The sequence below is a fragment of the Flavobacterium sp. genome (genome assembly GCF_036405015.1).
GTDB lineage: Bacteria > Bacteroidota > Bacteroidia > Flavobacteriales > Flavobacteriaceae > Flavobacterium.
The window spans coordinates 1-25,436 of the sequence record NZ_DASWYK010000149.1 but is presented as its reverse complement, the minus strand read 5'-3'; the positions used below and the strand labels follow the sequence as shown (position 1 = coordinate 25,436).

24 protein-coding genes are annotated in these 25,436 nt (G+C 33.0%); 6 read left to right on the top strand and 18 right to left on the bottom strand.

Features of this window, described 5'->3' with window-relative positions:
* Window positions 1-11: 11 nt before the first annotated feature.
* The 3 genes from VGE71_RS11635 to VGE71_RS11625 are packed head-to-tail and all read right to left on the bottom strand — an operon-like array spanning window position 12 to window position 2,902.
* Complete coding sequence (locus VGE71_RS11635; protein ID WP_331138482.1) at window positions 12-1,064, bottom strand: type III polyketide synthase; 1,053 nt, start codon at window positions 1,062-1,064, stop codon at window positions 12-14.
* Window positions 1,061-1,774, bottom strand: coding sequence for a methyltransferase domain-containing protein (locus VGE71_RS11630; protein ID WP_331138481.1), 714 nt, complete (start codon window positions 1,772-1,774; stop codon window positions 1,061-1,063). Before VGE71_RS11630 ends, VGE71_RS11635 begins: the two co-directional genes overlap by 4 nt.
* Window positions 1,775-2,902, bottom strand: a complete 1,128-nt coding sequence (locus VGE71_RS11625; protein ID WP_331138480.1) for an NAD(P)/FAD-dependent oxidoreductase — start codon at window positions 2,900-2,902, stop codon at window positions 1,775-1,777. It abuts the gene before it with no gap.
* Between the two features lie 171 nt (window positions 2,903-3,073).
* Between VGE71_RS11625 and VGE71_RS11620 the strand changes: the two genes are divergently transcribed.
* A complete protein-coding gene (locus VGE71_RS11620; RefSeq protein ID WP_331138479.1) occupies window positions 3,074-3,430 on the top strand; it encodes a hypothetical protein in 357 nt (118 codons plus the stop codon).
* A 69-nt stretch (window positions 3,431-3,499) separates the two neighbouring features.
* Here the strand turns inward: VGE71_RS11620 and VGE71_RS11615 are convergent, their stop codons facing one another.
* The 6 genes from VGE71_RS11615 to VGE71_RS11590 all read right to left on the bottom strand — a co-directional run bounded on the left by VGE71_RS11615 (window position 3,500) and on the right by VGE71_RS11590 (window position 10,590).
* Entirely contained in the window at window positions 3,500-4,189 is a 690-nt protein-coding gene (locus VGE71_RS11615) for a CPBP family intramembrane glutamic endopeptidase (RefSeq protein WP_331138478.1), read from the bottom strand.
* A gap of 76 nt (window positions 4,190-4,265) precedes the next feature.
* The gene (locus tag VGE71_RS11610) at window positions 4,266-4,856 is read right to left on the bottom strand and encodes a Crp/Fnr family transcriptional regulator (RefSeq protein WP_331138477.1); all 591 of its coding nucleotides are present in this window, start codon (window positions 4,854-4,856) and stop codon (window positions 4,266-4,268) included.
* Window positions 4,857-4,987: 131 nt separating this feature from the next.
* Window positions 4,988-5,509 carry a PPC domain-containing DNA-binding protein gene (locus tag VGE71_RS11605; RefSeq protein ID WP_331138476.1) on the bottom strand — a complete coding sequence of 174 codons (522 nt, stop codon included), beginning with the start codon at window positions 5,507-5,509 and terminating at the stop codon, window positions 4,988-4,990.
* 69 nt (window positions 5,510-5,578) lie between these two features.
* A complete protein-coding gene (locus VGE71_RS11600) occupies window positions 5,579-7,090 on the bottom strand; it encodes a glycosyl hydrolase family 32 (RefSeq protein ID WP_331138475.1) in 1,512 nt (503 codons plus the stop codon).
* Between the two features lie 247 nt (window positions 7,091-7,337).
* On the bottom strand, window positions 7,338-9,518 hold the full coding sequence (locus VGE71_RS11595) for an HAD-IIB family hydrolase (protein WP_331138474.1): 2,181 nt from the start codon (window positions 9,516-9,518) through the stop codon (window positions 7,338-7,340).
* Between the two features lie 172 nt (window positions 9,519-9,690).
* Window positions 9,691-10,590, bottom strand: coding sequence for a carbohydrate kinase (locus tag VGE71_RS11590; protein WP_331138473.1), 900 nt, complete (start codon window positions 10,588-10,590; stop codon window positions 9,691-9,693).
* Window positions 10,591-10,809: 219 nt separating this feature from the next.
* Here VGE71_RS11590 and VGE71_RS11585 point away from each other — a divergent pair, with 219 nt between their 5' ends.
* Together VGE71_RS11585 and VGE71_RS11580 are read left to right on the top strand one after the other, a co-directional pair.
* A complete protein-coding gene (locus VGE71_RS11585; protein WP_331138472.1) occupies window positions 10,810-11,166 on the top strand; it encodes a hypothetical protein in 357 nt (118 codons plus the stop codon).
* 138 nt (window positions 11,167-11,304) lie between these two features.
* Window positions 11,305-12,036 (top strand): hypothetical protein, encoded by a 732-nt coding sequence (locus tag VGE71_RS11580; protein ID WP_331138471.1) that lies wholly within the window; start codon window positions 11,305-11,307, stop codon window positions 12,034-12,036.
* Between the two features lie 183 nt (window positions 12,037-12,219).
* Here the strand turns inward: VGE71_RS11580 and VGE71_RS11575 are convergent, their stop codons facing one another.
* Window positions 12,220-14,607, bottom strand: a complete 2,388-nt coding sequence (locus VGE71_RS11575; protein WP_331138470.1) for a TonB-dependent receptor — start codon at window positions 14,605-14,607, stop codon at window positions 12,220-12,222.
* A gap of 141 nt (window positions 14,608-14,748) precedes the next feature.
* On the opposite strand from VGE71_RS11575, the gene VGE71_RS11570 reads away from it, so the two are divergent.
* The 3 genes from VGE71_RS11570 to VGE71_RS11560 are packed head-to-tail and all read left to right on the top strand — an operon-like array spanning window position 14,749 to window position 16,898.
* Window positions 14,749-15,774: a sensor histidine kinase gene (locus VGE71_RS11570; RefSeq protein ID WP_331138469.1), complete on the top strand. Its 1,026-nt coding sequence runs from the start codon at window positions 14,749-14,751 to the stop codon at window positions 15,772-15,774.
* Window positions 15,771-16,469, top strand: coding sequence for a LytTR family DNA-binding domain-containing protein (locus VGE71_RS11565; protein ID WP_331138468.1), 699 nt, complete (start codon window positions 15,771-15,773; stop codon window positions 16,467-16,469). Before VGE71_RS11570 ends, VGE71_RS11565 begins: the two co-directional genes overlap by 4 nt.
* A 36-nt stretch (window positions 16,470-16,505) precedes the next feature.
* Window positions 16,506-16,898 (top strand): hypothetical protein, encoded by a 393-nt coding sequence (locus tag VGE71_RS11560; RefSeq protein WP_331138467.1) that lies wholly within the window; start codon window positions 16,506-16,508, stop codon window positions 16,896-16,898.
* A 78-nt stretch (window positions 16,899-16,976) separates the two neighbouring features.
* On the opposite strand, the gene VGE71_RS11555 is transcribed toward VGE71_RS11560, so the two are convergent.
* The 8 genes from VGE71_RS11555 to VGE71_RS11520 form a co-directional block, all read right to left on the bottom strand.
* Entirely contained in the window at window positions 16,977-17,423 is a 447-nt protein-coding gene (locus VGE71_RS11555) for a copper resistance protein CopD (protein WP_331138466.1), read from the bottom strand.
* Between the two features lie 19 nt (window positions 17,424-17,442).
* Window positions 17,443-18,108, bottom strand: coding sequence for an anaerobic ribonucleoside-triphosphate reductase activating protein (locus VGE71_RS11550; protein WP_331138493.1), 666 nt, complete (start codon window positions 18,106-18,108; stop codon window positions 17,443-17,445).
* 4 nt (window positions 18,109-18,112) lie between these two features.
* Window positions 18,113-18,280, bottom strand: a complete 168-nt coding sequence (gene nrdD, locus VGE71_RS11545; protein WP_186296537.1) for an anaerobic ribonucleoside-triphosphate reductase — start codon at window positions 18,278-18,280, stop codon at window positions 18,113-18,115.
* On the bottom strand, window positions 18,261-20,384 hold the full coding sequence (locus tag VGE71_RS11540) for a ribonucleoside triphosphate reductase (protein ID WP_331138465.1): 2,124 nt from the start codon (window positions 20,382-20,384) through the stop codon (window positions 18,261-18,263). Before VGE71_RS11540 ends, nrdD begins: the two co-directional genes overlap by 20 nt.
* Window positions 20,385-20,395: 11 nt before the next feature.
* On the bottom strand, window positions 20,396-21,127 hold the full coding sequence (gene ric / locus VGE71_RS11535; protein ID WP_331138464.1) for an iron-sulfur cluster repair di-iron protein: 732 nt from the start codon (window positions 21,125-21,127) through the stop codon (window positions 20,396-20,398).
* 34 nt (window positions 21,128-21,161) lie between these two features.
* Window positions 21,162-22,673 carry an L-aspartate oxidase gene (gene nadB / locus VGE71_RS11530; RefSeq protein WP_331138463.1) on the bottom strand — a complete coding sequence of 504 codons (1,512 nt, stop codon included), beginning with the start codon at window positions 22,671-22,673 and terminating at the stop codon, window positions 21,162-21,164.
* Window positions 22,674-22,702: 29 nt separating this feature from the next.
* The gene (gene nadA / locus VGE71_RS11525; protein WP_331138462.1) at window positions 22,703-23,635 is read right to left on the bottom strand and encodes a quinolinate synthase NadA; all 933 of its coding nucleotides are present in this window, start codon (window positions 23,633-23,635) and stop codon (window positions 22,703-22,705) included.
* A 277-nt stretch (window positions 23,636-23,912) separates the two neighbouring features.
* Window positions 23,913-25,436, bottom strand: a 1,524-nt coding sequence (locus tag VGE71_RS11520) for a mechanosensitive ion channel family protein (RefSeq protein ID WP_331138461.1), incomplete at its 5' end; no start/stop codon positions are given.

Here is a 25,436-nt window from a genome sequence, read left to right as displayed (position 1 = left end):
AAGCTTTCAAATTACCATTGTAATAAAACTCTTTGTGCCGAAAATCCCGGACCAAAACTTAGCATCAAACCTTTTTCTCCTTTTTTGGGATTTCGGTTCATAATGTTTTCTAAAACATACAAAACGGTCGCGCTCGACATATTGCCATATTGTTTTAGGATTTCTTTTGTATCGTCAATATTTTTATCCAATCCAGCAAAAAGCGATTCAACCGTTGTCACGATTTTTTTTCCTCCAGGATGAAAAATCATGTGGTCAATATCTTTTATTTCTAAATTATTCTGTTTTAAAAACGGATGAATAATATCGCCAAAATGAGATGCAATGGTATCTGGAACTTCAATATCCAAAACCATCTGCAATCCACCATTGGTGAGTTTAAAACCCATCATGTGTTCAGCATCATAAAAATGATACATTTGTTCGTCGAGAATTTCAGGGCCAGCATCTTCTTCTTTTGAAGATAATAAGCAACAAGCAGCGCCATCTCCAAAAATCGCAGCGCTTACAATATTCGGCATTGAAAAATCATTTAACTGAAAAGTAGCAGTTGGTGATTCTACAGCTATAACTGCAGCACGTTTTCCAGGATTTGATTTTAGGAAATTTTTCGCATAAATAATTCCAGATATTCCAGCAGCGCACCCCATTTCGGTTACGGGAAGACGGACAATATCTTGTCTTAATTTCATTTTATTAATCAGATAAGCGTCAAGCGAAGGAATCATAATTCCGGTGCAGCTTACGGTGATAATATAATCCAAACTCTGCGGATCCCAACCTGTTTTTTCGAGAGCTTTTTCAAGAACCTGATGTCCGAGAACAATCATTTCACGGCTGTAAATATCATTTTTTTCTTCAAATGAAGTAGCTGTAAAAACCTCCGAAGGTTCCATAATAGAATAACGTTTATCTACAGAAGCGCCTTCAAATATTTTTTTTACTTTTTTGATAAAACGTTCTTCCTGACCTTCAAGCCATACGTCTACCAGCGGAAGTATTTCTTCGGTCGTTCGGGAATATTGCGGTAACTGTTTAACAGCTGTGATGATCTTAACACTCATATTTTAGTAATTATCCACTGGTAGCGAAAAGCCCATTTCCAGTTTATGGTATAGTTTTTTAGATTTAGTTTTTTGGAGAAATACTCCAGTTCTTTCTTTTTGAATCCTTTTAAAATAGAAATCAAACCATCGTTGCGCGACATTGTATTGAGATTAAAAACAACACTGATCAATTCAAATAATCGGTAAGCCAATTTGCTTCTGTGAAGATCGTTTACGACAATTCCTATTGATGCATTTTTGTTTAAAACATTCATTATTCCTGCAATCTGATCGGTTGTAAAATGATGCAGTGTAAGTGTACATAAAACAATATCGTATTGCAGTTGCTTGAAATCTTCGCTAAAAATATCCATACAGCGGTATTCTATATTCGGGAAATCTTTAGACAATCTTTCTGCATAATTAATCGTAAAAGCATTGGCATCAACACCAATCAATTTAAAGGAAAGATTACGTTTTTTTCCATATTTGGCAAGCATTCGCAACATATCGCCATTGCCACATCCGATATCGACAATCGTAATGGTTTTGGAAGTATCTGTTTTTTTTAAAAGTTCTTTTATGCCGTGAAGCGTCAATTTATTTCCACCAAGTAATTGATTGATAGAAGCAATTTGATCTAACGCGCCAATCAGTTCTTCGCTTTGAAGCGAAAAATCATCCATTATTTCAATTTCTTCTGTTCTATATCTGGTATTTACACTCATTTATTCAATAGTTATTGGTCGGCCGTGCGTTTGTTTTATAATGAATGAAAGCAAGGCAGGAATTGATGCTGCAACGGTTGTCATGATATAAGTCAAATTTTTATGCGTTAATGCTTTGGCTAACAGTCGTCCAAAAAATAATCTTTTGCTAAAATGTTTTTTCCATTCTTGAATATACTTGCTTTCAAATTCGTTTCGGGTTTCAATCTTTCCATAATAAAAATCCAAGGTCAATTCTGATGCAATTTTGGCACTATGAATCGCCATTGCCATTCCGTTGCCGCACATGGGGTGAATTAATCCCGCGGTATCTCCAATCATTAAAACGTGATTTTCTACCGGTTCTTTTTTATCAAACGAAATCTGACTTATGGTTAATGGTTTTTCGAATAGGGAAGTGCTGTTTTCAAAAATGGCTTTCAGTTTTTTGTTTTTATAAAGTACTGCTTTTTGATACTCTTCTATATTTTTATATTTTTTAAAAGTCTCAAAATCGGCTAAATAACAAATGTTTATAACATCATTTTCTACTTTAGAAACCCCGCAATAACCACCTTGAAAATTATACAAAGCGACAAGACTTTCTTCAAAATTTCCTTTATAATGTGCTTTTACAGCCAACCACGGAGATTTTTTAGAAATAAAATCTCTGGACAAAACCTGATCGATATTGGATCTTTTGCCGTAAGCGCCTAAAACTATTTTTGCAGAAAGAGTTTCTTGAGCAGTAGTTATAGTAAAAATGTCATTTTCAAACGAAACATCGGTTACGGTTTCCGTTAGAATACTACAGCCATTTTCAACTGCTTTTTCATATAAGAAATGATCCAATTCATAACGACTGATTCCGAAACCGCCTAGAGGAAGCCTCGTTTTTGCCGTTTTGCCATTTTGTGCTGTAAATTCAAAATTTGAAATACTGGTAGGATGAAGTTCCCTAACATCGATATCCAGCCAAAATAAATAGGGAAGGATTTCATTTGAGATATATTCACCGCAGACTTTATGTTTTGGATAGGTATTTTTTTCGATAAGAATTACCTTCAATCCTTTTTTGGATAGGTGTAGAGCACTTGCCAGACCAGCTAAGCCTCCTCCAATAATAAGTACATCAGGATTTGTTATCATACAACCAATTTAGTTATAAAATCTCAATTGCCTTTACTAAATTCGATAAGAAATTAACAAAATTTCAACTTTTATCTTAAAAGATTAAAAGACATTTTATTAGAAAAATTAGCATGGATTTCATTTAAAAGATAATTTTTACTTTTGCCGAAAAATAGCAGTATTCAAATAATGACAGTACAAGATTTAGTAGGCACTTATTCTATTTCGGGAAGTAATCAAGACGAAAGTAATGAGATCACTTATAAAGGTGTTTTGACGCTGACTTTAGATCAAAATAACAGGATAAAAGCAGATTGGAATATCAATAATTCCAAACAAAAAGGGACAGGTTTTTTTAAAGACAATATTTTAGTCATTAATTTTAGTTACAAAGGTGACGACAATAAAACCTATAAAGGTGTTGCGGTCTATAGATGCGTTACCAAAGATGTCTTGGACGGATTTTGGTCAGAAAAACATGGAAATCCACTTTATTTGGGAAGTGAGCATTGTTTAAGAATGGAAACTACAGAACGATTGAATTAAAAACAAAAACTGCACGAACCATAACGAATTCGTGCAGTTTTTTTATATAAAATATTTAAAACTTCTAGTTTAAGCTGGATTTACTTGAGGTTTGAATTTTCTATTATAAAGAATAATAAAGCCAACCCAAATTACCAATAAAACGATAATCAAAGTAAGTTCTGTATCATGAAGACCGTTACGGAAGAAATTGTTTAAAGAGTGAACTCCCGCTACCGCTAATAAAGAACCTGTAGAAGTAAAAACTTTTCCGATTCCCCATGAACCAAAAAAGATAATTCCGAAGAAAATCATGTTGCTTGATGTCATATCAAAGTTTAAATGCCAAGCAAACCAAAGCACTGCAATGATTAAAATGGAAGTAAATTTAGGAAGCGATTTTAATTGTTCTTGTAAAAAGCCACGCCATCCAATTTCTTCCAAAAGTCCGTAAACTAAAACAGTAAACATTAATAAAATTGGGAATTTACCAATTATAAAGTAATAAACCCCAGCAATTAAAAAAGCTGGAAGCAGCCAATAAACTGCAAACGGAACTAAAGCGTTTTTATAAATTCCTTTTAAAGACATTGGATTATCAAGCGAGAATATTTTGATTGCTGCAAGAGCGCCTAAAGCAGGCCCAACGCCGCGAAGCAGAATAACTAAATAGGGATTTTCTACACTCGCCAATAAATTGGTTTTAACAGCAACATATCTACAGATTACTGCAATTACATAATACACTACAATTGCTCCAAAGTTGATTTTATTTTTCATCGTTTATATTTTGTTTGGTTTAGTGAAGCAAACTTAGCGCGGGAAAATGAAAATAAAATTGACTTTGGGTAAGAAATCATTTTTCGGTAACTCTTTTTCGAATACGACTCAAACTTTCTGCCGTTAATCCAAGATAAGAAGCAATGATTTTTAGTGGTGTTCTTTGAAAAATTTCAGGTCTAGATTCGATAAGTTTTACATATCGTTCCTGAGGAGAAAGAGTTAATAGATTTATCTGTTCTTGTTGTTTTCTGATGTAAAGCATTTCAGAAATCGCTTTTCCGATTCGTAGACCTGTTTCAGATCTTTGGTACAATTCATTTAAATCGGCATGAGAAATAGACCATAAAATAAGATCTTCCAAAGCTTCTGTCTTAATAACCGAAGGCTGTTGTTTTAAAAAAGACATGTAATCGCTGATGAAACTCCTTTCATAAAGCAGATTAATGCAAATATTCCTTTTGCCATCCCAAACAAATAATCCCGCCGAACCTTTGATGACAATGTTGAGATATCTTTCGATCCCATTATAATCTTTTATGATTTCTGATTTTTCAAATTTTCGTACTTTAATTTTTTCTGAGAATCCTGTCCAGATGTTCATATCGGCTGTAAAATAGGTTTCGAAGATTTTTTTTACTTCTTCGGGGGAAGGATTTTGTGGCATTTTCTTAGTATTAGTTTGGAATGCCAATATAGGTTTAATCTTTCAAAATAAAAACAGTTGTATTAACCAAAATTGAGGTTGAACTTTGTCAAAGTTTTAAACTTTGACAAAGTTGATTTTTTAGTCATAATCTATTTTAAACAAGGCAATTGCAAGACATTAGCATTCAAAGGCTGTTCTACTTTTCTTTCTAATTTTTCTGAATTTACTGTTATATAAATTTCCATAGAACCCGTTCCAACTTTCAATCCTAAAATATGACCGCCATAAGCATCAAATTTATTATCGGTTGCAACGCCATGCATGTGGATAGACGGTTTGTCGCCACTCCAAGCGATAGAACCAGTAATGCTTCCCATTTCCACTTTATTGAAGGTTTTGGGATGAAATTTCTTTTCACCAAAATCATAAAAACCAAAAGTAGCATCTTGTGCAAAACCAATTCCAGTAAAATTGGCTGACGGAATATTTTGTTCTTTCGCCAATTTTTCAATCAATTCTAAAACATTATCACCTTCGCGAAGCACCATCAGATAACCATAATTGGTTTTAGTATAACGACATTTTGCTGCGTCATTCTGCTGTGCATGAGATAAATTAAAAGTCAGTAAAAAAAAGAATGCAACAAATATTTTATAGAATCGAGTATTCATAAGGATTTAATTAAAGTTGAATTTGAATTTGAATTTATCATTAAAAATGTCATTGATATTGAAAAAAGATCAAACCACAGAATTCGGCTGTAATTCATTATTGTATTTTTCAGGATCTGAAGCAGCATATTCGTTTTCAGGTTCTGGAATAACATGAATTTTAGAATCGCTAATCGAAATAACGGCCGAACAAACATAAATTCCGACTTTTCCTTCGTTGTATTTAAAATCAAGCAAAGTCAGTTTTACGATTTCATTGATTGAAAGCTCGTAATAATTTCCGTAACGGATAATCTTAAAAGAAATTTGTTTCTCGTCACTAATTTCAAACTGATTGGTTTGAATGTTTTCAAAGATAAAATTATTCTTGACATCCTTTTCATTAAAACCCCAAGCTCTGAACTGTACAAAGCCATTCATAAAATCAATCGAAATATAATAACCTGTTCCTTCTTTGTCGCATTCAATTACAAAGCCTGTTTTTCCCATTCCTTCAACAGAAAAAGTTCCTTCCCAGACAAAATCACTTGAAGGTTTTTCAAAGCCGTAAATTTCATAACCGCTTCGACAGCCAAAACGCCATTTATTTTCATTTTCCAAAACAAATTCGGCTGTTGGATTTCCTAAAATCGGCATAGGCTGTGGTAAATCTTTTTGAAGAATTGTTTTCTGATACAATTTTTCCCAGTAATAATAAGTCTTCAAACGAAGTCGGCCACTTTTATCGGTATCGAGTTCTTTTGGTGGCGGCATTACGCGGTGTGTGTTGACATTTCCATCTGCAAAGTAGAAGTTGTACAACAAAAAATGTTTCCCGTCTTTTACCACTCTTGCAGCATAATTTCCCTGCGGCAGCAATACATTATTATGGAAAGCCGAATATTCTCCTCTAAATTCAGATGAAGACCAGTAACGGACTTTAATATCTTCACGAATGGATCCTAATAAATAATGGCTTCCTTTAATTTCAAAAACGCAAGGACATTCTACATCATCATACACGTACGGAATATGAAGCGGTTTTTGCAAAACATAACCTTCTTTTTCTCTCTTTGCAACGCCAATACAGCCTCTTCGATATGTTGGTCCCGAAGCGCTTCGGGCACAAATCAATAAATAATCTTCGTTTTTATATTGGTATTTAAACGGATCTCGAAAACTAATCCATTCTCTGGGATTGTTATTTTTTCCTTCGTAATGCGGTGCTTCACTTTTAAAAGGAAGTCCGTATAAATTTTCTTTTTTCCAAGTTAATAAATCGGATGAAATGGCTCGTCCCACTTTTTGCTCAATTCCTTTATCTTGACGTTTAAGTCCTGTGTAGTACATTTCATAGCCTTCGCCTTCTGATCTTTTGCTGACATGCATGGTCCACAACATATCGTCGTCCCATTCTCCTGGATCGCCCACAAATAAAGCGTTTTTGACTCTTTTCCACGAAAGACCATCTTTTGATACTGCATGAGCAATATAATCGTGATTGGGAATAATTAAATGAAATAAATGATGAATTCCTTTTTCATCTATAAATACATCAACATCTCCAATTTCCCAATTACTAAATCCTGAACCTGAATACATTTTATTATTTATTTTAATGTGTTAATATGAATTTTAAACACATAGAAACATAGTTTTAAAAACCTAAAAAAAGGCGTTTCACTCACATCAATTCACATAGCGCCATAAGTTTTAAACTTTGTCAAAGTTCAAAACTTTGACAAAGTTATCTGAACGGTAAACGTAAAACTATGTGTTAGAAACAAGTTTCTTTTTTGTATTCTTTTTAAAGTGAAAATCTATGTTTCTATGTGTTAGATTTTTTAAATTATTTAATGATTTTATAGTGCTTTAAACCTTCTAAAATCCCTGCTGAAGCCGCTGTTTTGGCTACATAAATACTTTTGGTTGTTTCATAAGCCAAAAGTTCCGAACTTCTGTTGCCTACGATAATTCCTTTTACAGGACCTCTAAACATGTCGACATCATTTCCAGAATCTCCCGCCGCAATCACATTTGAAAGCGGTATAGACCATTTTCGGCATAAAAATTTGATAGCATTTCCTTTAGAAGCTCTTTTTGGAATAAAGTCTAAAAACTGTCCGTGACTTGGAATGATATTTACTTTATACCAGCTATTACCTAAAACCCGAATTAATTCTTCGTGGTCGTAATGTTCTTTTTCGTAGTAATAAGAGATTTTATAAGGATTCTGTGCTTCATCTTCCTGAAGTTTTATCCATTTTACTGCTTTTAAACGATTGACAATATCGTCTCTTTTCCATCTTCCAGACAAGAATTTTGCCCAGCCTTTGTCTAGGATATAATCTTTTCCGTTGGTATAATAAATCTCCGTTCCAACAGAACAAATAATGAAATCGGGGAGAGGAAATTCTTCTTCTTCAATCACTTTTTTGACCAACTCTAAATTTCGGCCAGAAGCCAAAGCAAAAGCCATTTTATCGGTACGATTGATAAGATGTGTTTTTAATTCTTTTAAACCTGGATTGGACAATTTCGGTTCAATTAAAGTTCCGTCAATATCGGAAACTAATAAGTGATCGATATTTCTTTTTAATCGGCTGATATTGATATTTGGATAATGCTGTTTTTTGATTCCAGCACCAGAAGAAAGAGATAAATTTTCATTAACCAATTCTACATAGTGATTAACGTGACTTACCCAGCTGTAGTATTTCTGAATATTAATGGCGCCATTATTAGAGTAATATTTCCATTGGTTTTCATCTGTCAAAATATTTCGAAGTGCTTTCTTTATTTGATTTTCCTGTTGAGGATCAACCAATTCTCCATTTTGACAAACGGGAATAATTTCTGATGGTCCGCCATTTTTTGTCACGACAACCGGAAGTCCCGAACTAGCCGATTCGATCACGGTCAAGCCGAAGTTTTCGTGCAAAGCTAAATTCACAAAAACACCTCTTTTTTCGGCCGCATAACGGTAAATAATCGAAACTTCATTTTCAACATCATGCTTTTTCGGAAGTGCCATTTTACCATACAAATCGTATTTATCCATTAACAGCAGCAAATCAGTCAGAACATTTTTTTCTGATTCTGGCATTTTGGCAATGTCTTTTCTAATACCAGCAAAAATGACCAAATTAGCAATGCTTTGCAGTTCTTTGTCTTTTCCGTAAACTTCAATTAAAGTATTCAAGTTTTTATGACGATCAGGTCTCGAAAGGGCCAGAATAATAGGTTTATGCGGATTGGTAAGAAATTTCGAAATGGTTTCTGAAACCCAGTATTTTCGTTGTATTTCTTCCATGTTTTTTTCAGAATCGGTTTCTTGAAAATAGTAAGGAACAAATTTTCTGGTATCAATTCCAGGAGAAATGGCGTGGTATTTTGCTAATTCGAAATTTTTATACGCTTTGTAGGTTTCAATTTCCTGTTCGGTAGAAGTAACAATGAATTCTGCGAGTTCTAGTGTTTTTTCTTCGGCAGCAATTCTGGTTTTAAATTTGAACTTTTTTTCGAGTTCTTCTTCGTTTTCACCACTTTCGATTAATTTCTTCTTTTTGTAGAAACCTAAGGAATGTCCCGTATGAGCGAAAGGTACATTTAAGATGGAAGACAATTCGGCGGCGGCGTAACCAGCATCTCCATAATGTGAGTGAATCCAATCGGGAAAAATATTGTGTTGTTTAATGTGTTGTACCACACCGTTTACAAAAGTATCCAAACCTTCCCAAAGCTGTTCTTTAGCTTTGTATTTTTTCCCTAGAAACGGAATACGCCTTATGTCTAATTTCTCATTTATAATCTCAACAGGAACTGCATATTCGGGCGAAAGCGAAGGATCATCAATTAATCGGGTAAAAAGATGAACGTGTTCTACATCTTCATGCTGTGATAAAAATTCGGCTAATTCGTAAATGTATTTGGTCTGGCCTCCGTTATCAGCATCTCGTCCGATTTCTAGACCAGAACCTTTTAAAAGTCCGTGTATATTGATAAGTGAAATTCGTAGTTTTTTCATCATTCTTCCTTATTTTATTTGGATTTGCAATTTACAGCGCTCCTAGGGATTAGGAAGAAATAATTCCATTTTAAATTTACATATTTCCCATGTTTGCAGGAAAAACTTCATGTAATAACTATAAAAAAGCCTGATATTTCGTTACATCAGGCTTTTTAAAATTTTGAAATTATAATTAGTTCTTATTAATGAGATCATTTATTCTAGACAAAAGAATTTCAGGATTTGCTCCAGAAGAACCAGCGACCAAAGCGCCCGTTGCACAAGCAAAATTTAAAGCTTGCTGCGGTTCTTTGCCCGTTAAAAGTGAAGTAACCAAAGCGCCTAAAAAGGAATCTCCAGCACCAACAGTATCTTCGACTTTTACTACATAACCTGTATTTTCATAAAGTTTATTATTCCAAAGTAATAAAGCACCGTCTTTTCCTCTTGTAACACAAATAGCTTCAGCATTGGTTAGAGAAGCGATAAAATGCATATTGTCTTCCAAAGTTTTATGAGGTGAATTTAACGCTTGACCAATTTCTAATATTTCTTCATCATTAAACTTGATAAAATTGGCAGACTGCATCAACTGTTTTAGAATTTCATAAGTATAGTGAGGCTTTCTTAAATTAACATCAAAAACTTTGTAAGCTTTGGTATCTAGTAATTTTTCTAATGCTTTTCTAGAAACTTCATCACGACAGACTAAACTTCCGTAAATTACAACATCGGCATTTTCAACAGATTGTATGGCGGCTTCATTTAAAATAATTTTATCCCAAGCAGATGGATACATAATTTCATAAGTAGCCGATTTATTTTCGTCTAAAGTTACATTTACTAATCCTGTTGGAAAATTATCCGATTTAAGGATAGTTTCTGTATCTAAGCCTAATTTTTGTACTTCATTTATTATCGCTTCACCATCTTGATCGTTACCAACACAGCTTATCATATTAACATCGGCTCCTAAAGCTTTCATGCGAAGTGCTACGTTTAAAGGTGCTCCACCAATTTTTTTGATATTACCAAAAATATCCCAAAGTACTTCTCCGAAAGCGACAGCTTTAAGTTTTTTGTCGTTGTTCATTCTAATTCTTTCTTTTATAAAACATTAAACAGTATGGCTCGAATACCACACGATTTTATAAAAATAGTAAAGATTGTCGGCATTCACAACGTATTTTAGTTCGAAATAACGATTAATTATTGCTATGCTTATGTTAAATTTGATTTTGAAAAAGAAGTCATGAAATGACTTTACGTTTTTATTGAATAGATTTTAAGGATAAAATTTTAAAAGTAAGAAATGAAAAATTTTGAATTATTTTGGAAAGAAATCCACATCGGATCATTGACCGAAACGAATTGGGATATGAGAAGTTCAGGTGATATTTTGTTTAATGCTGATTTTTTAAACGGATCGTCAGAAGAGAATATTCATCTTGCTAATTTTATTAAGCATTCCATTCGATATAGTATTTATTTAGAAAATGGCGAGACAGGTGATGATGAAGATGCAATACTTGAAGAAGCAAACCAATTTATAGATTTGATCGATAGTGCTGATTGGTATTTACTAAATGAAAAAGAAGAAAAAGTAAAAATTCTTTGTCCGTTTTTCAATGAAGACGATGGCATAACCTGGCAGTTAGTTATCAATTAATAAAGCTTGAAAGTGCTTTTTTGAATTTCACTACAAATTTCCCTCAACTCATTACAAGATGTAAATTTTAAGCTTGATTTTATAAAAAGAATAAATTTTAGTGTACTAAATTTGGTCATAATGCAAAAATTAACGACCATGGAAATCAATTTAATTTCAGAATCATTTTGGGGAAGCAAAAAGAAAGTTTCCTTTTGGGAAAGATTATTTCGAAGAGAAAAACCAGTTAATAAAGCACTGACAACACCAGAAATGATTGGTGAAAATTGTCAAGGTTTGTTGTTGAAAAACGAAAATTTAAAATCATTTCTTTTTTCTACAGATATGGCACTTATAGAAAATAACGATGCCGACGCAATTTTGGCAGTGTATCCGTTTCCGCCATCGCCAAAAATTATCAAAACACTTATTGATTTTGCAGGAAAACCAATTGTATGTGGTGTTGGAGGCGGAACAACAAAAGGAAAAAAATCGCTAGAAATGGCGATTTATGCTGAGCAAATGGGCGCACATGGAATCATTGTAAATATTCCATTCGAAAATAAAGACGTCAAAAAAATAAGAGAAAAAGTCTCTATTCCAATTATAGCAACAGTAACGACTTCTGATTATAATTTCTTAAAAGGGAAAATTGAAGCTGGAGTAAATGTTTTTCATGTTTCTGGAGGCGCTCATACTAATAAAATAGTAAAAGAAATTAAAGACAAATTCCCCGATTTTCCTATAATGGCGACTGGAGGTAAAAACTTAGAAAGCATTCAAGAATCCATTGATTCTGGTTCTAGAGCTATTGTGCTTTCACCGCCCTCTAATAAAGATTTATTTAAAACAGTAATGGAAAAATACAGAAAGACTTTTGGAGCATTGTAAGGTTCTTTTGTAAGGTTCTGAGATGCTAAGGTTCTAAGGTTAACTAAGTACTTTTATAAATCTTCTAAATAAAACATAGCCCAAGGTTTCAACCTTGGGTACGCAAAGGGAATCTTTTCTGTTTGCATCTCCAAGATTGAAACCTTGGGCTATGTCAATTTATTTCCATAATTATTTTATACATTAATTTGCTCGATTTCTTTCCTCTTCATTTCCAAAATTTCGCTCTTTAGATTTTACATTTTGGTTTCCGAATTTGTAACTCAAAGCAATTCTGAAAGCTCTAGAATCATTGTAATTTCTCATGGTGTTTTTAATTCCGTTTGAGTAGTAAGAAATTAGTGGTTTTTGCGCATTTAATAAATCTTCGGCAGTTAAAGTAATCGAAAGACTCTTTTTTAAAGCCAAGAATTTCACTGAAACATCTAAAATATTCAAAGTCGAAATATTAAAAACCTGATAACGTCCTGGCAATTGCAAACCATAATTTAAACCCAAAAAAATGCTTTTTGACTGATTTACTGTAAAATCGTTATTGCTATAAATATAACCGTTGTAACCATCTACAGAAGCGATTAGGTTGGTTCTTGATTTTACATTTTGATAGTTTGCATTAAATCCCATAAAACTGTTCCACCAAGAATATTTATTGAAATTATAGTAGGTTGAAAATCCGATTTGATAGGTGTCTGCGTAGTTGATTGGCGTACTTTTCGTGATATTCGTTTCAGGATCGATAATCGCTAATTCTTGTCCGAAATCAGAAACTTGCGAGAAATAAACCTTATTTACCCATTTTTGATTTTTGATATAGGAAAACTCAAAATTATCAATAATAGAAGGTTTCAAAAACGGATTTCCTTCAGAATAATAAAACGGACTAGTTCTAATCACAAACGGATTCAAATAATCAAAATCAGGTCTGCGGATTCTTCTGCTGTAATTTAAAGAATACGAATTGTTATCGTTCGCGTTGTACGTCACATAAGCTGTTGGAAATAACTTGATGTAATTGTTTTTATTGGTTTGATTTAGATTTTCAGAATAACCTTCTGTTTGCGTTGCTTCGGCTCTTAAACCCAGTTGCGTTTCCCATTTTTGGTTTAATTTTTTATTCGCAGAAAAATATAATGCTTCGTTGTATTCTTTGTAAGTGAATACATTAGAGTAATCTATGTTTAGAGTTGGAGTTCCAGTTTCATTGTCAAAAACAGCTAAATTGTTTTTGGTATTGGTATAAAATCCCTTTCCGCCAAAGCTAATATTCGCCCACGAATAAGGAAGTGAGACATCTATTTTTGCCGAATAATTTTTTAATCTATTTATATTGGAATTAATTGCGGCGAAATAAGTTCCCGGAATATTTTCTTTTTGATCATCCATTTCATTTCCTGAAAACACTCGAGAATCATCTTTTTGATAATTGAAATAATCTAAATCTGCCGTAATGTTTTGACCTTCTTTGCTTAATTCAAAAACGTTATTCCAGTTTAGAGAATTCATTTGCGGTTTATTCTGCGAATTCACATCAGACAAAATATAAGAATTGATTTCGCCAGAAGTACTATAACGAGTTGTCAAGGGATTATTTGTTGCATTTCTGTCATTAAAACTTCCTAAATATTTTACTCCAGAAGTCCATTTTTCAGTCAATTTATAATCGGCACCAAAACCTATGCTCAATAAATCTGTTTTTGATTTGGTTGTAATATTCTGTTTCCATAATTCATTTGGATAATAAATTCGGTTCTCAGAAGTCGTTCGAAATTGATCTTTTCCTGTATTAATGAAGGCTTGAAGCGACAATTTATTATAATTGTAAAGAAACAATCCGTTTAGGTTTCTGCTTGCATGACTTCTTTGCACATAAGAAGCACCAAAATTTGCATTCCATGAATTGGCTTTAGCCGTTTTCAATTTTATATTAATTAAACCGCTGTTTCCTTCCGCTTCATATTTAGCTGGTGGCGTGGTGATTACTTCAATACTTTTAATGTTATCTGCGGGAATCGATTTTAGGAAAGCAGCCAAATCTTCCTGCGTCATTTTGTTTAAACGATCGTCAATCATCACCAAAACTTCACCTTTTCCAACAATTGAAATCGTCTCATTCTGAACTCGAACAGTTGGTGTAGATTTTAAAGCATCCAAAGCCGTTCCGCCAGTTGTAGTAACAGAATTTTCTACATTAAAAACCAATCGATCAACTTTCTGTTCTACCAATTTTTTTCTCGATTTGATCGTAACACCATCAAGCTGAATTTGTTCTTTTACTTCCAAATATCCTAAATCAATATTTTGATCTATTAAGATTGTTTTATTACTGAATTCAGTTCCAAATTGCTCTATGATTAATTGATAATTTCCTTCTTTTGCATTCAATATAAAATTCCCCAAATTGTCTGTAGAAGCTTGTTGATATAAAGTTTTATCTGCTTTTAATAAAGTTGCTGTTGCAAATTCCAGTGGCGTTTTATTCTGATTGATAATTTTGCCTTTTACAGAAAATTGTTGGGCAAATACGTTAATTTGAAATAGAAATAAGACGGATACGAAAATGATTTTGTTCATGGTTTAAAAATTAATTACAGGACAAAACTGTTAGAATTAAAACCTAAAAACCACTTTTATCGACAAACCCCTTCGATTAATCTGCAAACCCGTTAAAATGCTTTTTCCCGAATGTATATCTTTGTTTTAAAATCAAACCGAATGTACAAAGGCACTATTACCAAAAGGCTCGAAGCCGCAATTCATCTTATTTATTGGCTTTTAATTTCTTATTTCACTTTCGTGAAAAATCCGATAGGAGCGAAGTCTTTTTCTATTCCCGATTTATTCATTTGCACTTATTTTATTGTTTTTATAATGACATTTTATTTTCATTATTTGATTGTAATGAAACAGGTTTTCAAATCCTTTAGTTGGAAAAAACTTTTGGCAGGAGCTTTTGTTTCTTATTTGGTTTTTACTTTTTTAAGATGGATAATTGAGCAGGTTATAACCAAAATTTTATTTGATCGTGTCAATTATACTACAACTGATTTTGCCAATTATATGCTCGATAATCTTCATTACAGTAGTATGAGTATTATTTTGAGTTCGTTTCTTTGGTTTGTAATTTATTCAATTCGTCTTTTAGAATACAACAAGCTTATTTTAGAAGAAAATAAGAATACCGAAATCAAATTTTTGAAGGCTCAGATTAATCCGCACTTTGTATTTAATACTTTAAATAACATCTATTCAATGGTTTATTTTCAGTCTGATAAGTCATTGACGGCAATTGATAAATTAAGCAAAATTATGCGTTTTACAACTTATGAATCGCAGAAAGAAAAGATCAGATTAGCAGATGAAGTCGATTATATAAAAGCGTATATTGAACTCGAAGAATTGAGACATCAGGAGAATTTTTCTGTTGATTTTAAGGTCGAAATTAAAAATGAGTTTGAAGAAATTCCGCCATACATTTTATCGCCTTTGGTTGAAAATGCTTTAAAACATGGAGAAGTTTCAAATGCTGAACCGATAAATATCGAATTGAAAGTTTCGGAAAATCAGTTGAATTTTAAAGTGAAGAATAAAATTGGAACACAGAAAAAAGACAAATTGGGCGGCATCGGATTGGATAATTTACAGAAACGTCTTGAAATTCATTATCCTAAAAAGCATCAATTAAAAATCACAAACGACGAAAACCACTTTACAGCCGAACTTGAAATAGATTTAAAATGAATAAAAAAATAAACTGCATCATTCTAGACGACGAACCTTTTGCTGTAAAATTAATTGCCGATTATGCTTCTAAAGTTTCAAGATTAAATGTTTTATATGCTGATAGCGATGTTTTTAAAGCAATTGAAGTTCTAAATACAGAATCGGTTGATTTGATTTTTATTGATATTCAAATGCCACAATTAACAGGAATTGAATTGATGCAGATGTTCAATCAGAAATATAATTTTATAATTACCTCAGCTTATCCGCAATATGCTTTAGAAGCATTTCAGTTTCATGTAATTGATTATTTGTTGAAACCGATTACGTTTAATCGATTTTATCAAAGTGTGGAGAAATTCATTCGTTGGCAAGAAACTTTTCAAGTCAATGAAAAATCAGGAGATGATTTTCTATTTGTAAAAGCAGACCGAAAGCATTATAAAATTGCTTTAGACAACATTTTATATATTGAAGGTTTACGAGATTATATCCGCATTCATACGAACGAGGAGAAAATCATGGCTTTAGAAAACATGAAAGATATTTTGGAGAAATTGCCATCGAATCAGTTTATTAGAATTCATCGTTCGTATATTATTCCAAAAAATAAAATAAAAGTTATTGATGGAAATCAGATTGTAATGACTAGCGGCGTGGCTTTGCCAATTGGAGAAACGTATCGAAAATTGGTTAGTGAGTGGTTGGTTTGAGTAAAAGAGATGTTGGTTTACTAAAAATAATGCAGAATGAAGAAGATTTCAATTTTAATATATATTATTATTTTAGGTTGTGTTACTAAAGCAGATAAAAAGGATCGTCTATATTTGAAAGAGATAAAAGTAGATGATAAAAATATTGAGTGGTTCTATTATTCAAATGTTGTTTCTACAAGTGCAGATTATGTGTTGTTATATAATACTAAAAATGATAAAGAGGATACAATTGTTAGCTCTACTAATATAAAAAATGTCACTTTTGTAAATGATACGATTAATTTATTTTTTTACGGGAAACCTAAAATTTATGACAATCCAGTATTTATAAAAAATAATTTTGGAAAATTTAAAATAATAATTGATACAACATCTATATCTGAAGGACCTCAGGCTCCTAGGAAATCGTATTTAAAAAACGAATGAAGGCTAATTAACAAAAAAACGCAATCCCAAAAACTTTCAGAACTGCGCTTACATTAAAAATCAGTTAGTTGAGTTAATCTAAATGCCGCCATAACGCAATGTCGATCCTAAAATTAGCATTGCAACTCCAATTGAAGTAACCGTTAAAATAATTATGGCAATTCTGTAAATATTGTTCTTATTAAGATTAGGAATGACAACAAATTGAGCATAGAGCGCACAGATAAAAGTGCAGAAAAGTAAAATCAGTTTTAATGAGATTACTGCTTCAAATCCGCTATTAAAATTAAACCAAGTTTTCAAAGTAACGCCAAAATCATACGCCATCCAAGTTCCAGACATGATCAGCAAAACAAGAGAAGACATTCCTAGCGCTTCGAATTTCTTTTCAAAATTTAAAATAATCTTAGGATCTCTTTTCTTAAATGCAGTTGGCAGATAACAAATAGCTAAAAGTAAATGTCCGCCAACCCAAATTGTTGCCGCTAATAGGTGAATTATTAGTACAAAATGATGTAAGGTCATAACATATTCATTTTAAATTTCACTCTCTAAAAATAACTTTTATTTTTGAGGTTGAAAAATCCTTCATCTGTATTTTTTTATTCGAATCGTCTAGTTTTGAAAGTGTTGGAACGTTATTCATAAAATGCTGTACATAATAATTTCCCTCAAAATTTTTATTCTCCAGATATTCGATCATCTTCACAAAATCATTTTCCGAAATTAACGAAGAATGAAAAGTCGTTCGGACTTCAAAAGGAAAATCGGACTGAATTAAAAGCGAAAGACTTTCTTCAAATTCTAAAAATAAGCCTGATTGCGTTAGGTGTTTAAAGGTATGAGGAAGACTTTTGAAATCTAACGCAACATAATCAATTAATTGATCATGAATCAGGCTGTTCAATATTTTTGGGTTAGAACCATTGGTATCTATTTTTACCGCAAATCCCATTGCTTTGATTTCTTTTATAAAATCAATTATATTTTTGTGTAAAGTACATTCGCCACCGCTTAAAACCACTCCGTCTAATAATCCTTTTCTGGTTTTTAGAAAAGAGAGCACTTCTTTAAAATCAATGTTTCCTTTCCCTAAAACAATGTCCGGATTGTAGCAGTATAAACACCGCATGTTACAGCCCGCAAACCACACTATGCAGGCCGTTTTATGCGGATAATCTAATAAAGTAAAAGGCGTGAGGCTAAATATTCCTTTAATAGATGATGGTTTCTTCGAAATGTGTACGTTGCTGGTGTTCCCCTTTTTTTCCAATGTTAAAACTTTCTACAGGTCTGTGATAACCCATTACGCGTGTGTAAACCAAACATTTACTTCTTTGTGCTTTATTCTCTGCTAGAATTTTATGCGTTTTTGTTTTCATAAGCCAAGTGTTTCTGATTGTTTTTATTGAGTAAAATTTCGTCGCATTTCGGACAATATTCATGTTCTCCGTTAAGATAGCCGTGAATAGGGCAGATGCTAAAAATTGGTGTAACCGTTATGTAAGGCAGTTTAAAGTTGGTTAAAACTTTTTTGACAAAGTTTTTACAAGCTTCTGGACTGCTTATTTTTTCTCTCATGTAAAGGTGCAAAACTGTACCACCAGTATATTTGCATTGTAGTTCATCCTGAAGCAATAAAGCTTCAAAAGGATCGTCGGTATGATCTACCGGAATTTGTGAACTATTGGTATAGTATATATTTTCATTATTCCCAGCTTGTAAAATTTCTGGAAAACGCTTTTTGTCTTCTTTGGCAAAACGATACGTAGTTCCTTCTGCTGGAGTTGCTTCCAGATTGTATAGATTTCCCGTTTCTTCCTGAAACTCTTTCATTCGCAATCGAATGTAATCGAGAATTTCTGTTGCAAAATGAATTCCCGAATTACATGTAATATTCTGCTTTCCTTCAGTGAAATTAATCACCATTTCATTCATTCCGTTTACACCGATTGTAGAAAAGTGATTTCTAAAATGTTTCAAATAACGTTGGGTGTAAGGATAAAGTCCGCGCTCGTACATTTGCTGAATAAAAATTCTTTTCTTCTCTAAAGTCGATTTGGCGATGTTTAATAATTCATCTAAATGCGAAAACAAATTGATGATATTTCCTCTATGCAAATAACCTAAACGCGCCATATTAATCGTTACAACGCCAATACTACCTGTCATTTCTGCACTTCCAAAAAGACCATTTCCACGTTTTAATAATTCTCTTAAATCAAGTTGTAATCTGCAGCACATACTTCGAACAGCGTTGGGTTTGTATGCTTCCGGATTTTCAATTCGATTTCCTTTTTCATCCAAAATGTATTGACTTCCAATGAAATTCTGAAAATAAGAAGAACCAATTTTGGCTGTGTTTTCAAATAACAAATTCACGTTTTCGCCTTCCCAATCAAAATCTTCTGTAATATTTACGGTCGGAATCGGAAAGGTAAATGGTTGTCCATTGGCATCTCCTTCGGTCATAATGGTATAATACGCCTTATTGATCAAGTTCATTTCCTTTTGAAAATCGGCATATTTTAAATCTATTAATTTTTGAGCGCCTCTGTTTTGGGCTTCCAGAATCAGATTTTGATCGTCTATATCCAAAAATAAATGCTGATCGTTTTGAGTCGGAATCTGTTGTTTTAAATCTTCGGGAACATTCCAGTCCAAAGTAATATTGGTGAAAGGCGATTGTCCCCAGCGTGCAGGTACATTCAGATTGTAAACAAAACTTCTGATTCCTTTTAAAACTTCTTCATAAGAAAGCTGATCTTTAAAAACATAAGGCGCCAAATAAGTATCAAAAGAACTGAAAGCCTGAGCGCCTGCCCATTCGCTTTGCAAAATTCCTAGAAAATTAGCCATTTGACCTAATGCTTCTCTAAAATGAGAAGGAGGTCTGCTCTCGACACGGCCTCGCACGCCATTAAAACCTTCATTTAATAGCACACGAAGGCTCCAACCAGCGCAGTATCCGGTAAGACAATCCAAATCATGAATGTGTATGTCGCCATTCCTATGAGCAGAACCTTCTTCTTTATTGTATATTTTATCAAGCCAGTAATTGGCTATCACTTTTCCTGCGGTATTACTAACAAGTCCGGCGTTTGAGTACGAAATATTTGCGTTCGCATTGATTCGCCAGTCCGATTGGTTGATGTATTCTTCAACCGTTTGTGTACTATCTATGTAAGTAGTATCATCGTTTAAACCATTAATATGTTCTCGCTGTAATTTTCGAGTATGACGATAAATAATAAACGAACGCATGGTTTGGAAATAACCATTTTCAAAAAGCACTCTTTCAATCATATCCTGAATTTCTTCTACAGGCCAGGAATATTTGACTTCTAAACCAGAAAGTACAATTTTGAAGATCTTTTTATCTACATTTTTATTGACACTCTGAAAAGCTTTTTGAATGGCATCCTGAATTTTATAAGCCTCAAAAGGTTTATAATCTCCATTACGTTTGATCACATATTTCTCCATAGTTATTTTATTTACAGCACTTTTTCAAAAGTTTTTTCCAATTCAATTGCTTTTGGGAATAAAATATTATTCTCTATATGAATGTGTTTTTTTAAATCTTTGTCAAATTCTTCCAGCATGGCAAATGCTGCTTTATAAGTATTACAGGATTCGTTTGGTGGTGTGTAATTATTGGTTAAAGCAGCAATTCTCCTAAAACGTTCTCCCTCTGCTATGTGATCTTCTTTTAGTTTTGCAATCGGATTTTCAATACTAAAAAAAGAAGGAGTTTCAAGTGACGTTCCTTTGCTTTGTGCTATTTTCATTTTTTTTATAAAAGGAAAAAGTACCAGTTCTTCTCTTTTCATATGCGCTGTTAAATCTAAAACCGACTTCGTAAAAATGGTATGTATTTCATGCAGTTCCGGATGTATCGGCCCGTGTACACCGCATAATTTTGTTAAGTACTGAATGATTATTGGCGCTTTTTCTTCTACATATTTATGATGCGTTTTAGTAATATAATCTGTAATCATATCTGCAGACCAGGTTTTATAATCAAAAGACTGGTTGGCCGAACTGTTTTTTGCTTTTTCAATATGCTCAATTAGAACATTTTCGTCTATATCTCTTTTTTTGCAGACTTCTTCAATAGTTCGATAACCTTTACAGCAAAAATCAATATGATATTTTGTGAAAATTGCCGCTGTTCTGAAATCATCTGCTACGATTTCACCAATTGTAGTTTTGTTTGTTAGTTTCATAGTGGATAGGGGTATATCAATTAATTTATTGGTTTCAGCACATTTCTTTGTTTGTAGCTTTACATTGTTTGATAATGATTAAAGAAACTGCAAGCATATTTGAAAATTCTATAAACGGAATGGTAATTTCATGAGTTTCTATAAGGGCGATTGCACTATTGTTAAGCATTTTTATTTTTTCGAAAGCCAAATCAGCATCTCGTTCTTCACTGGTATAAAACGCTGTTACCAGTTTTTGCAATTCTTTTTTTAGAATATCGAAAGCATAATAATCGTTGGCTTGTTCGGTTTTTGGAAACTTCGGAATCAAGATTCTATTCGAAAAAGTAAATCCAGCAATTGTTCGCTCCACATGTTCTGAAGCCTGATGTGCAAATACCAAAGCCTCTAAAAGAGAGTTAGATGCAAGACGGTTTTTTCCATGAAGTCCAGTTCGGGAACATTCGCCAATAGCATACAGATTCGGAATTGCTGTTGCACTGTTTTGGTCTACTTTAATTCCGCCACATTGATAATGAGCAGCAGGAACAACTGGAATTAAGTCTTTTTCAGGCTGTATTCCTAAGTTATTGCAATGCGCTGCAATTATTGGGAAATTAGAATAAAAATCAGCTTGGTTTAAATGTCTGCAATCCAAGTAAACATGATCTTTTCCACTCAATTGTAGTTCTCTGCTGATAGCATCTGAAACCATATCTCGTGTAGCCAATTCACCTCTGATATCGTATTTAAACAAGAATCTTTTGCCTTCGTCATTTACAATATGAGCACCAAAACCTCTTACTGCCTCAGAAATCAAAAACAACGGATTCTCTTTACCGCAAAACAAAGCAGTTGGGTGAAACTGTATATACTGCATATCTACAATTTCTGCTCCTGCACGTGCTGCCATCGCTAGTCCGTCGCCTGTTGCAATTTTAGGATTGGTGGTGTTTTCAAAAAGTTGACCACATCCTCCGGTACTTAATACTGTGGCTCTAGTTCTGATGTATTTTATTTTGTTGTGTTTTTTTTCATAAAAGAAAGCTCCGGTACAAGTCGTTTTATTCTTCTTGGTTTCGGTGTTCAAGTCAATAACCATATGATTTTCCCAAAGTTCAATGTTTGGCATCTTCTTGATTATTTTAAGCAGTTTTCGCTCAATTTCCAATCCGGAGCTGTCTTTATGATGTAATATTCTGTGTTGTGAGTGCCCGCCTTCTAATCCTAAATTCCATTTTCCTTTTTCATCTTTGTCAAAAGAAGTTCCGATTTCAATTAGTTCTTGAAGTCTGTCAGGAGCTTGTTTGATGACCATGTTCACAATTTCTTTATCGCACAAACCACCTCCCGAACGAAGCGTATCGTGAATGTGTTTATTAAAACTGTCTTTTATAAGGTCGGTCACCACTGCAATTCCGCCTTGAGCTAGTTGCGTATTGGTGTTTTTGGCAGTTTCTTTAGTCATTATAACAATAGATAAATCAGGACGTTTTTGTGCCGTTTTCATAGCAAAAAATAAACCCGAAATACCAGAACCGATGATTAATATATCTGTTGTAAGCATGTTATTTTGATTTAGAGTTATGGCGTTTTTCATGATAATTCAAGCATTCTTTCGATAGGTTTTAAGGCCTCAATTCTCAGTTTTTCTGTAATTTGCATTTCTGGACTTTCATTTTTTAGACACAAATACAGTTTTTCCAAAGTATTCATTTTCATAAAAGCACATTCGCTGCAAGCACAACTGTTGTCTTCTGTGGAAGGAGCCGGAATCAGCGTTTTGTTTGGTACCGCTTTGGAGAGCTCGTGCAAGATACCGGCTTCTGTAGCCACAATGAAAACGGCAGCAGGATCCGTTTTAATGAAATTAATAATACCCGAAGTTGAGCCTATATAATGTGCTGCTTTTAAAATATGAGTTTCCGACTCGGGATGAGCTGCAATTTTTGCGTTCGGATTTTTATTGTAGATTTCTATTAGTTTGTCTAATGAAAAGGCTTCATGTACCACGCAAGAGCCTTTCCATAAGACGAGTTCACGTTTGGTTTCCTTTTGAATATAATTACCTAAATTTTCATCTGGAGCAAATATGATTTTGTTTTCAGCTGGTATTGACCCGATTATTTTTTTTGCATTCGCCGAAGTGCAAACCAAATCACTCATCGCTTTTATTTCGGCAGAACAATTGATGTAAGTGACAACGGTGTGATCGGGATGTTGTTCTTTAAATGCTTTAAAATCTTCTGGATTACAACCGTCAGCTAGTGAGCAGCCGGCTTCCCAATCGGGTAATAAAACTTTTTTGTTTGGATTTAATATTTTAGCAGTTTCCGCCATGAAATGAACTCCAGCAAAAACGATAATATCTGCATTGGTGTTTTGAGCTTTTTTAGATAATTCAAGACTGTCTCCGATAAAATCTGCTATATCCTGAATGTCTTCATCTTGATAATAATGAGCCAGAATTACAGCATTTTTTTCCTGTTTCAATCGGGTTATTTCTTGTATTAGAAAGTTCTTATCCATCTTTATAATCCTAATAAAATGTTTGTTTGGAAATGCTTTTAAGCATATAATTTTAATAGGGTAAATGTATTATCATCATTTCTTTCAAAACATGATTCAAATCATACTGTTAAAAATTTATTTTGTTATATTACGCGTTGAAGAAACTATAAGAATAAAAAAAACTATAGAACTTGATTTCTTTAGAATGAAAAATAGATCAAAAAGAAAAAGCCTGAAAAAAGAGAATCGAATCTCTTCTTTCAGGCTTTAATTATTTTAAAGATTTTACTTCCTTTTAGCTTGAAAAAGTCAAACCTTTATTTTTGAAACTTACATACAGTTCTTGTCGAGCCAAACTAATTGTTTCTTCTGTTCTGTAAATACTGCACCAGAACTTTATTAAAAGTTTATATTTTCCATCAGAAATTGAACTGTAATATATTTGCGATGGTTTAGAATTGTTTACCAACGGAAGATTTGCAAGTGTTTCGTTTACGATTGTATTAATTTCTTCTGGTATCGTTTCTCCATTGATTTCAAAGTTAATTTCAACCAACTTAAAGTTATCTGTGTAGGTCCAATTCGTAATATTTTGAGATAATAAATTACCATTCGGAATAATTATTTCCGCACCATTTGGAGCATTAATTTTAGTTGTTCTTAGTCCCATCGATTTTACACGACCAGATTCGGAACTAATTTCTACGACATCACCAATCTGGATAGGTTTGTCAAAAATCAAGATGATTCCCGAAACAAAATTGCTTACAATATTCTGAAGTCCAAGTCCGACACCAACACCCAAAGCTCCTAACAAAATACTTAACTTATCCAAAGGCATTCCAGATGCTGCAACAGCCAAAAGATAACCACTTATTAAAACTACTAATCTTGTAATAAGTAATTTAGAATGTTGTCTTTTATTGATGTTTTCTTCGTTTTCATCGTCAATTTCACCAAAGAAATAAGCTACATATTTTTGTAATAAATGTGCTGCCCAGATTATAATAAAGAATAAAACGATATTTCCAAGTGTAAACGTAATGCTTCCGATTGTATTTGGATGACTTAACAACTTGGTTAAAGAAGCGCGAAGAGATTCCCAAATATTCAAATTAGAGGCAATTACAATAAGCCACATGTAGCTAATTACAATGATAAAAGGTTTTTTAAGATTGTCTGATAAGCTTTCATAATCAAACATTTTTTCAATTCCTCTTTTAACTCTAGTAGTATAAATTTGAAGTAGAATAATTTCTAAAATAATCTTTAAAAGAACACTTAAAGCTACAATTTGAGTAAGTGAAATAAAAGCGGTAAGGCTTAACATGTTAGAAAGAGAAACTCTTCCAAATAAATTATATAAAATTGACAATCCATTTAAGCCAATAAAAATGATACTTGCCCATTTAAAAAAGCCTTTTATATAAAGTTCTTCTTTAAGTGTTTTAATTTGAACCAAACCGTAACGGATTCCTAAAATATTAATCGCAACAAAGGCAAAACGTTGTAACAATCCGATTGTAATAAACAAATCCAAAAAGCACAAAGCAAAGAATAATGCCAATAAAAGTAGCCAGTTTCGCATTGAAACTCCAGACCATTGATTTTTGAAAAGCACCGTTAGAACGCCAAGTAAAAGCAATTGCATTATTTCTAAAAATAGGGCAGGAGCGTATAAGTTCGTAACGACCGCAATATTTAAAGCAATTACCAATACAGGCAATAAAACACCGCGATTTAAATATTTAAAATTTAGAAGAGAGAGATTTTCTGAGTAACCATTTGCTTTTAAGTATTTTATGTTTCGTGAAACATA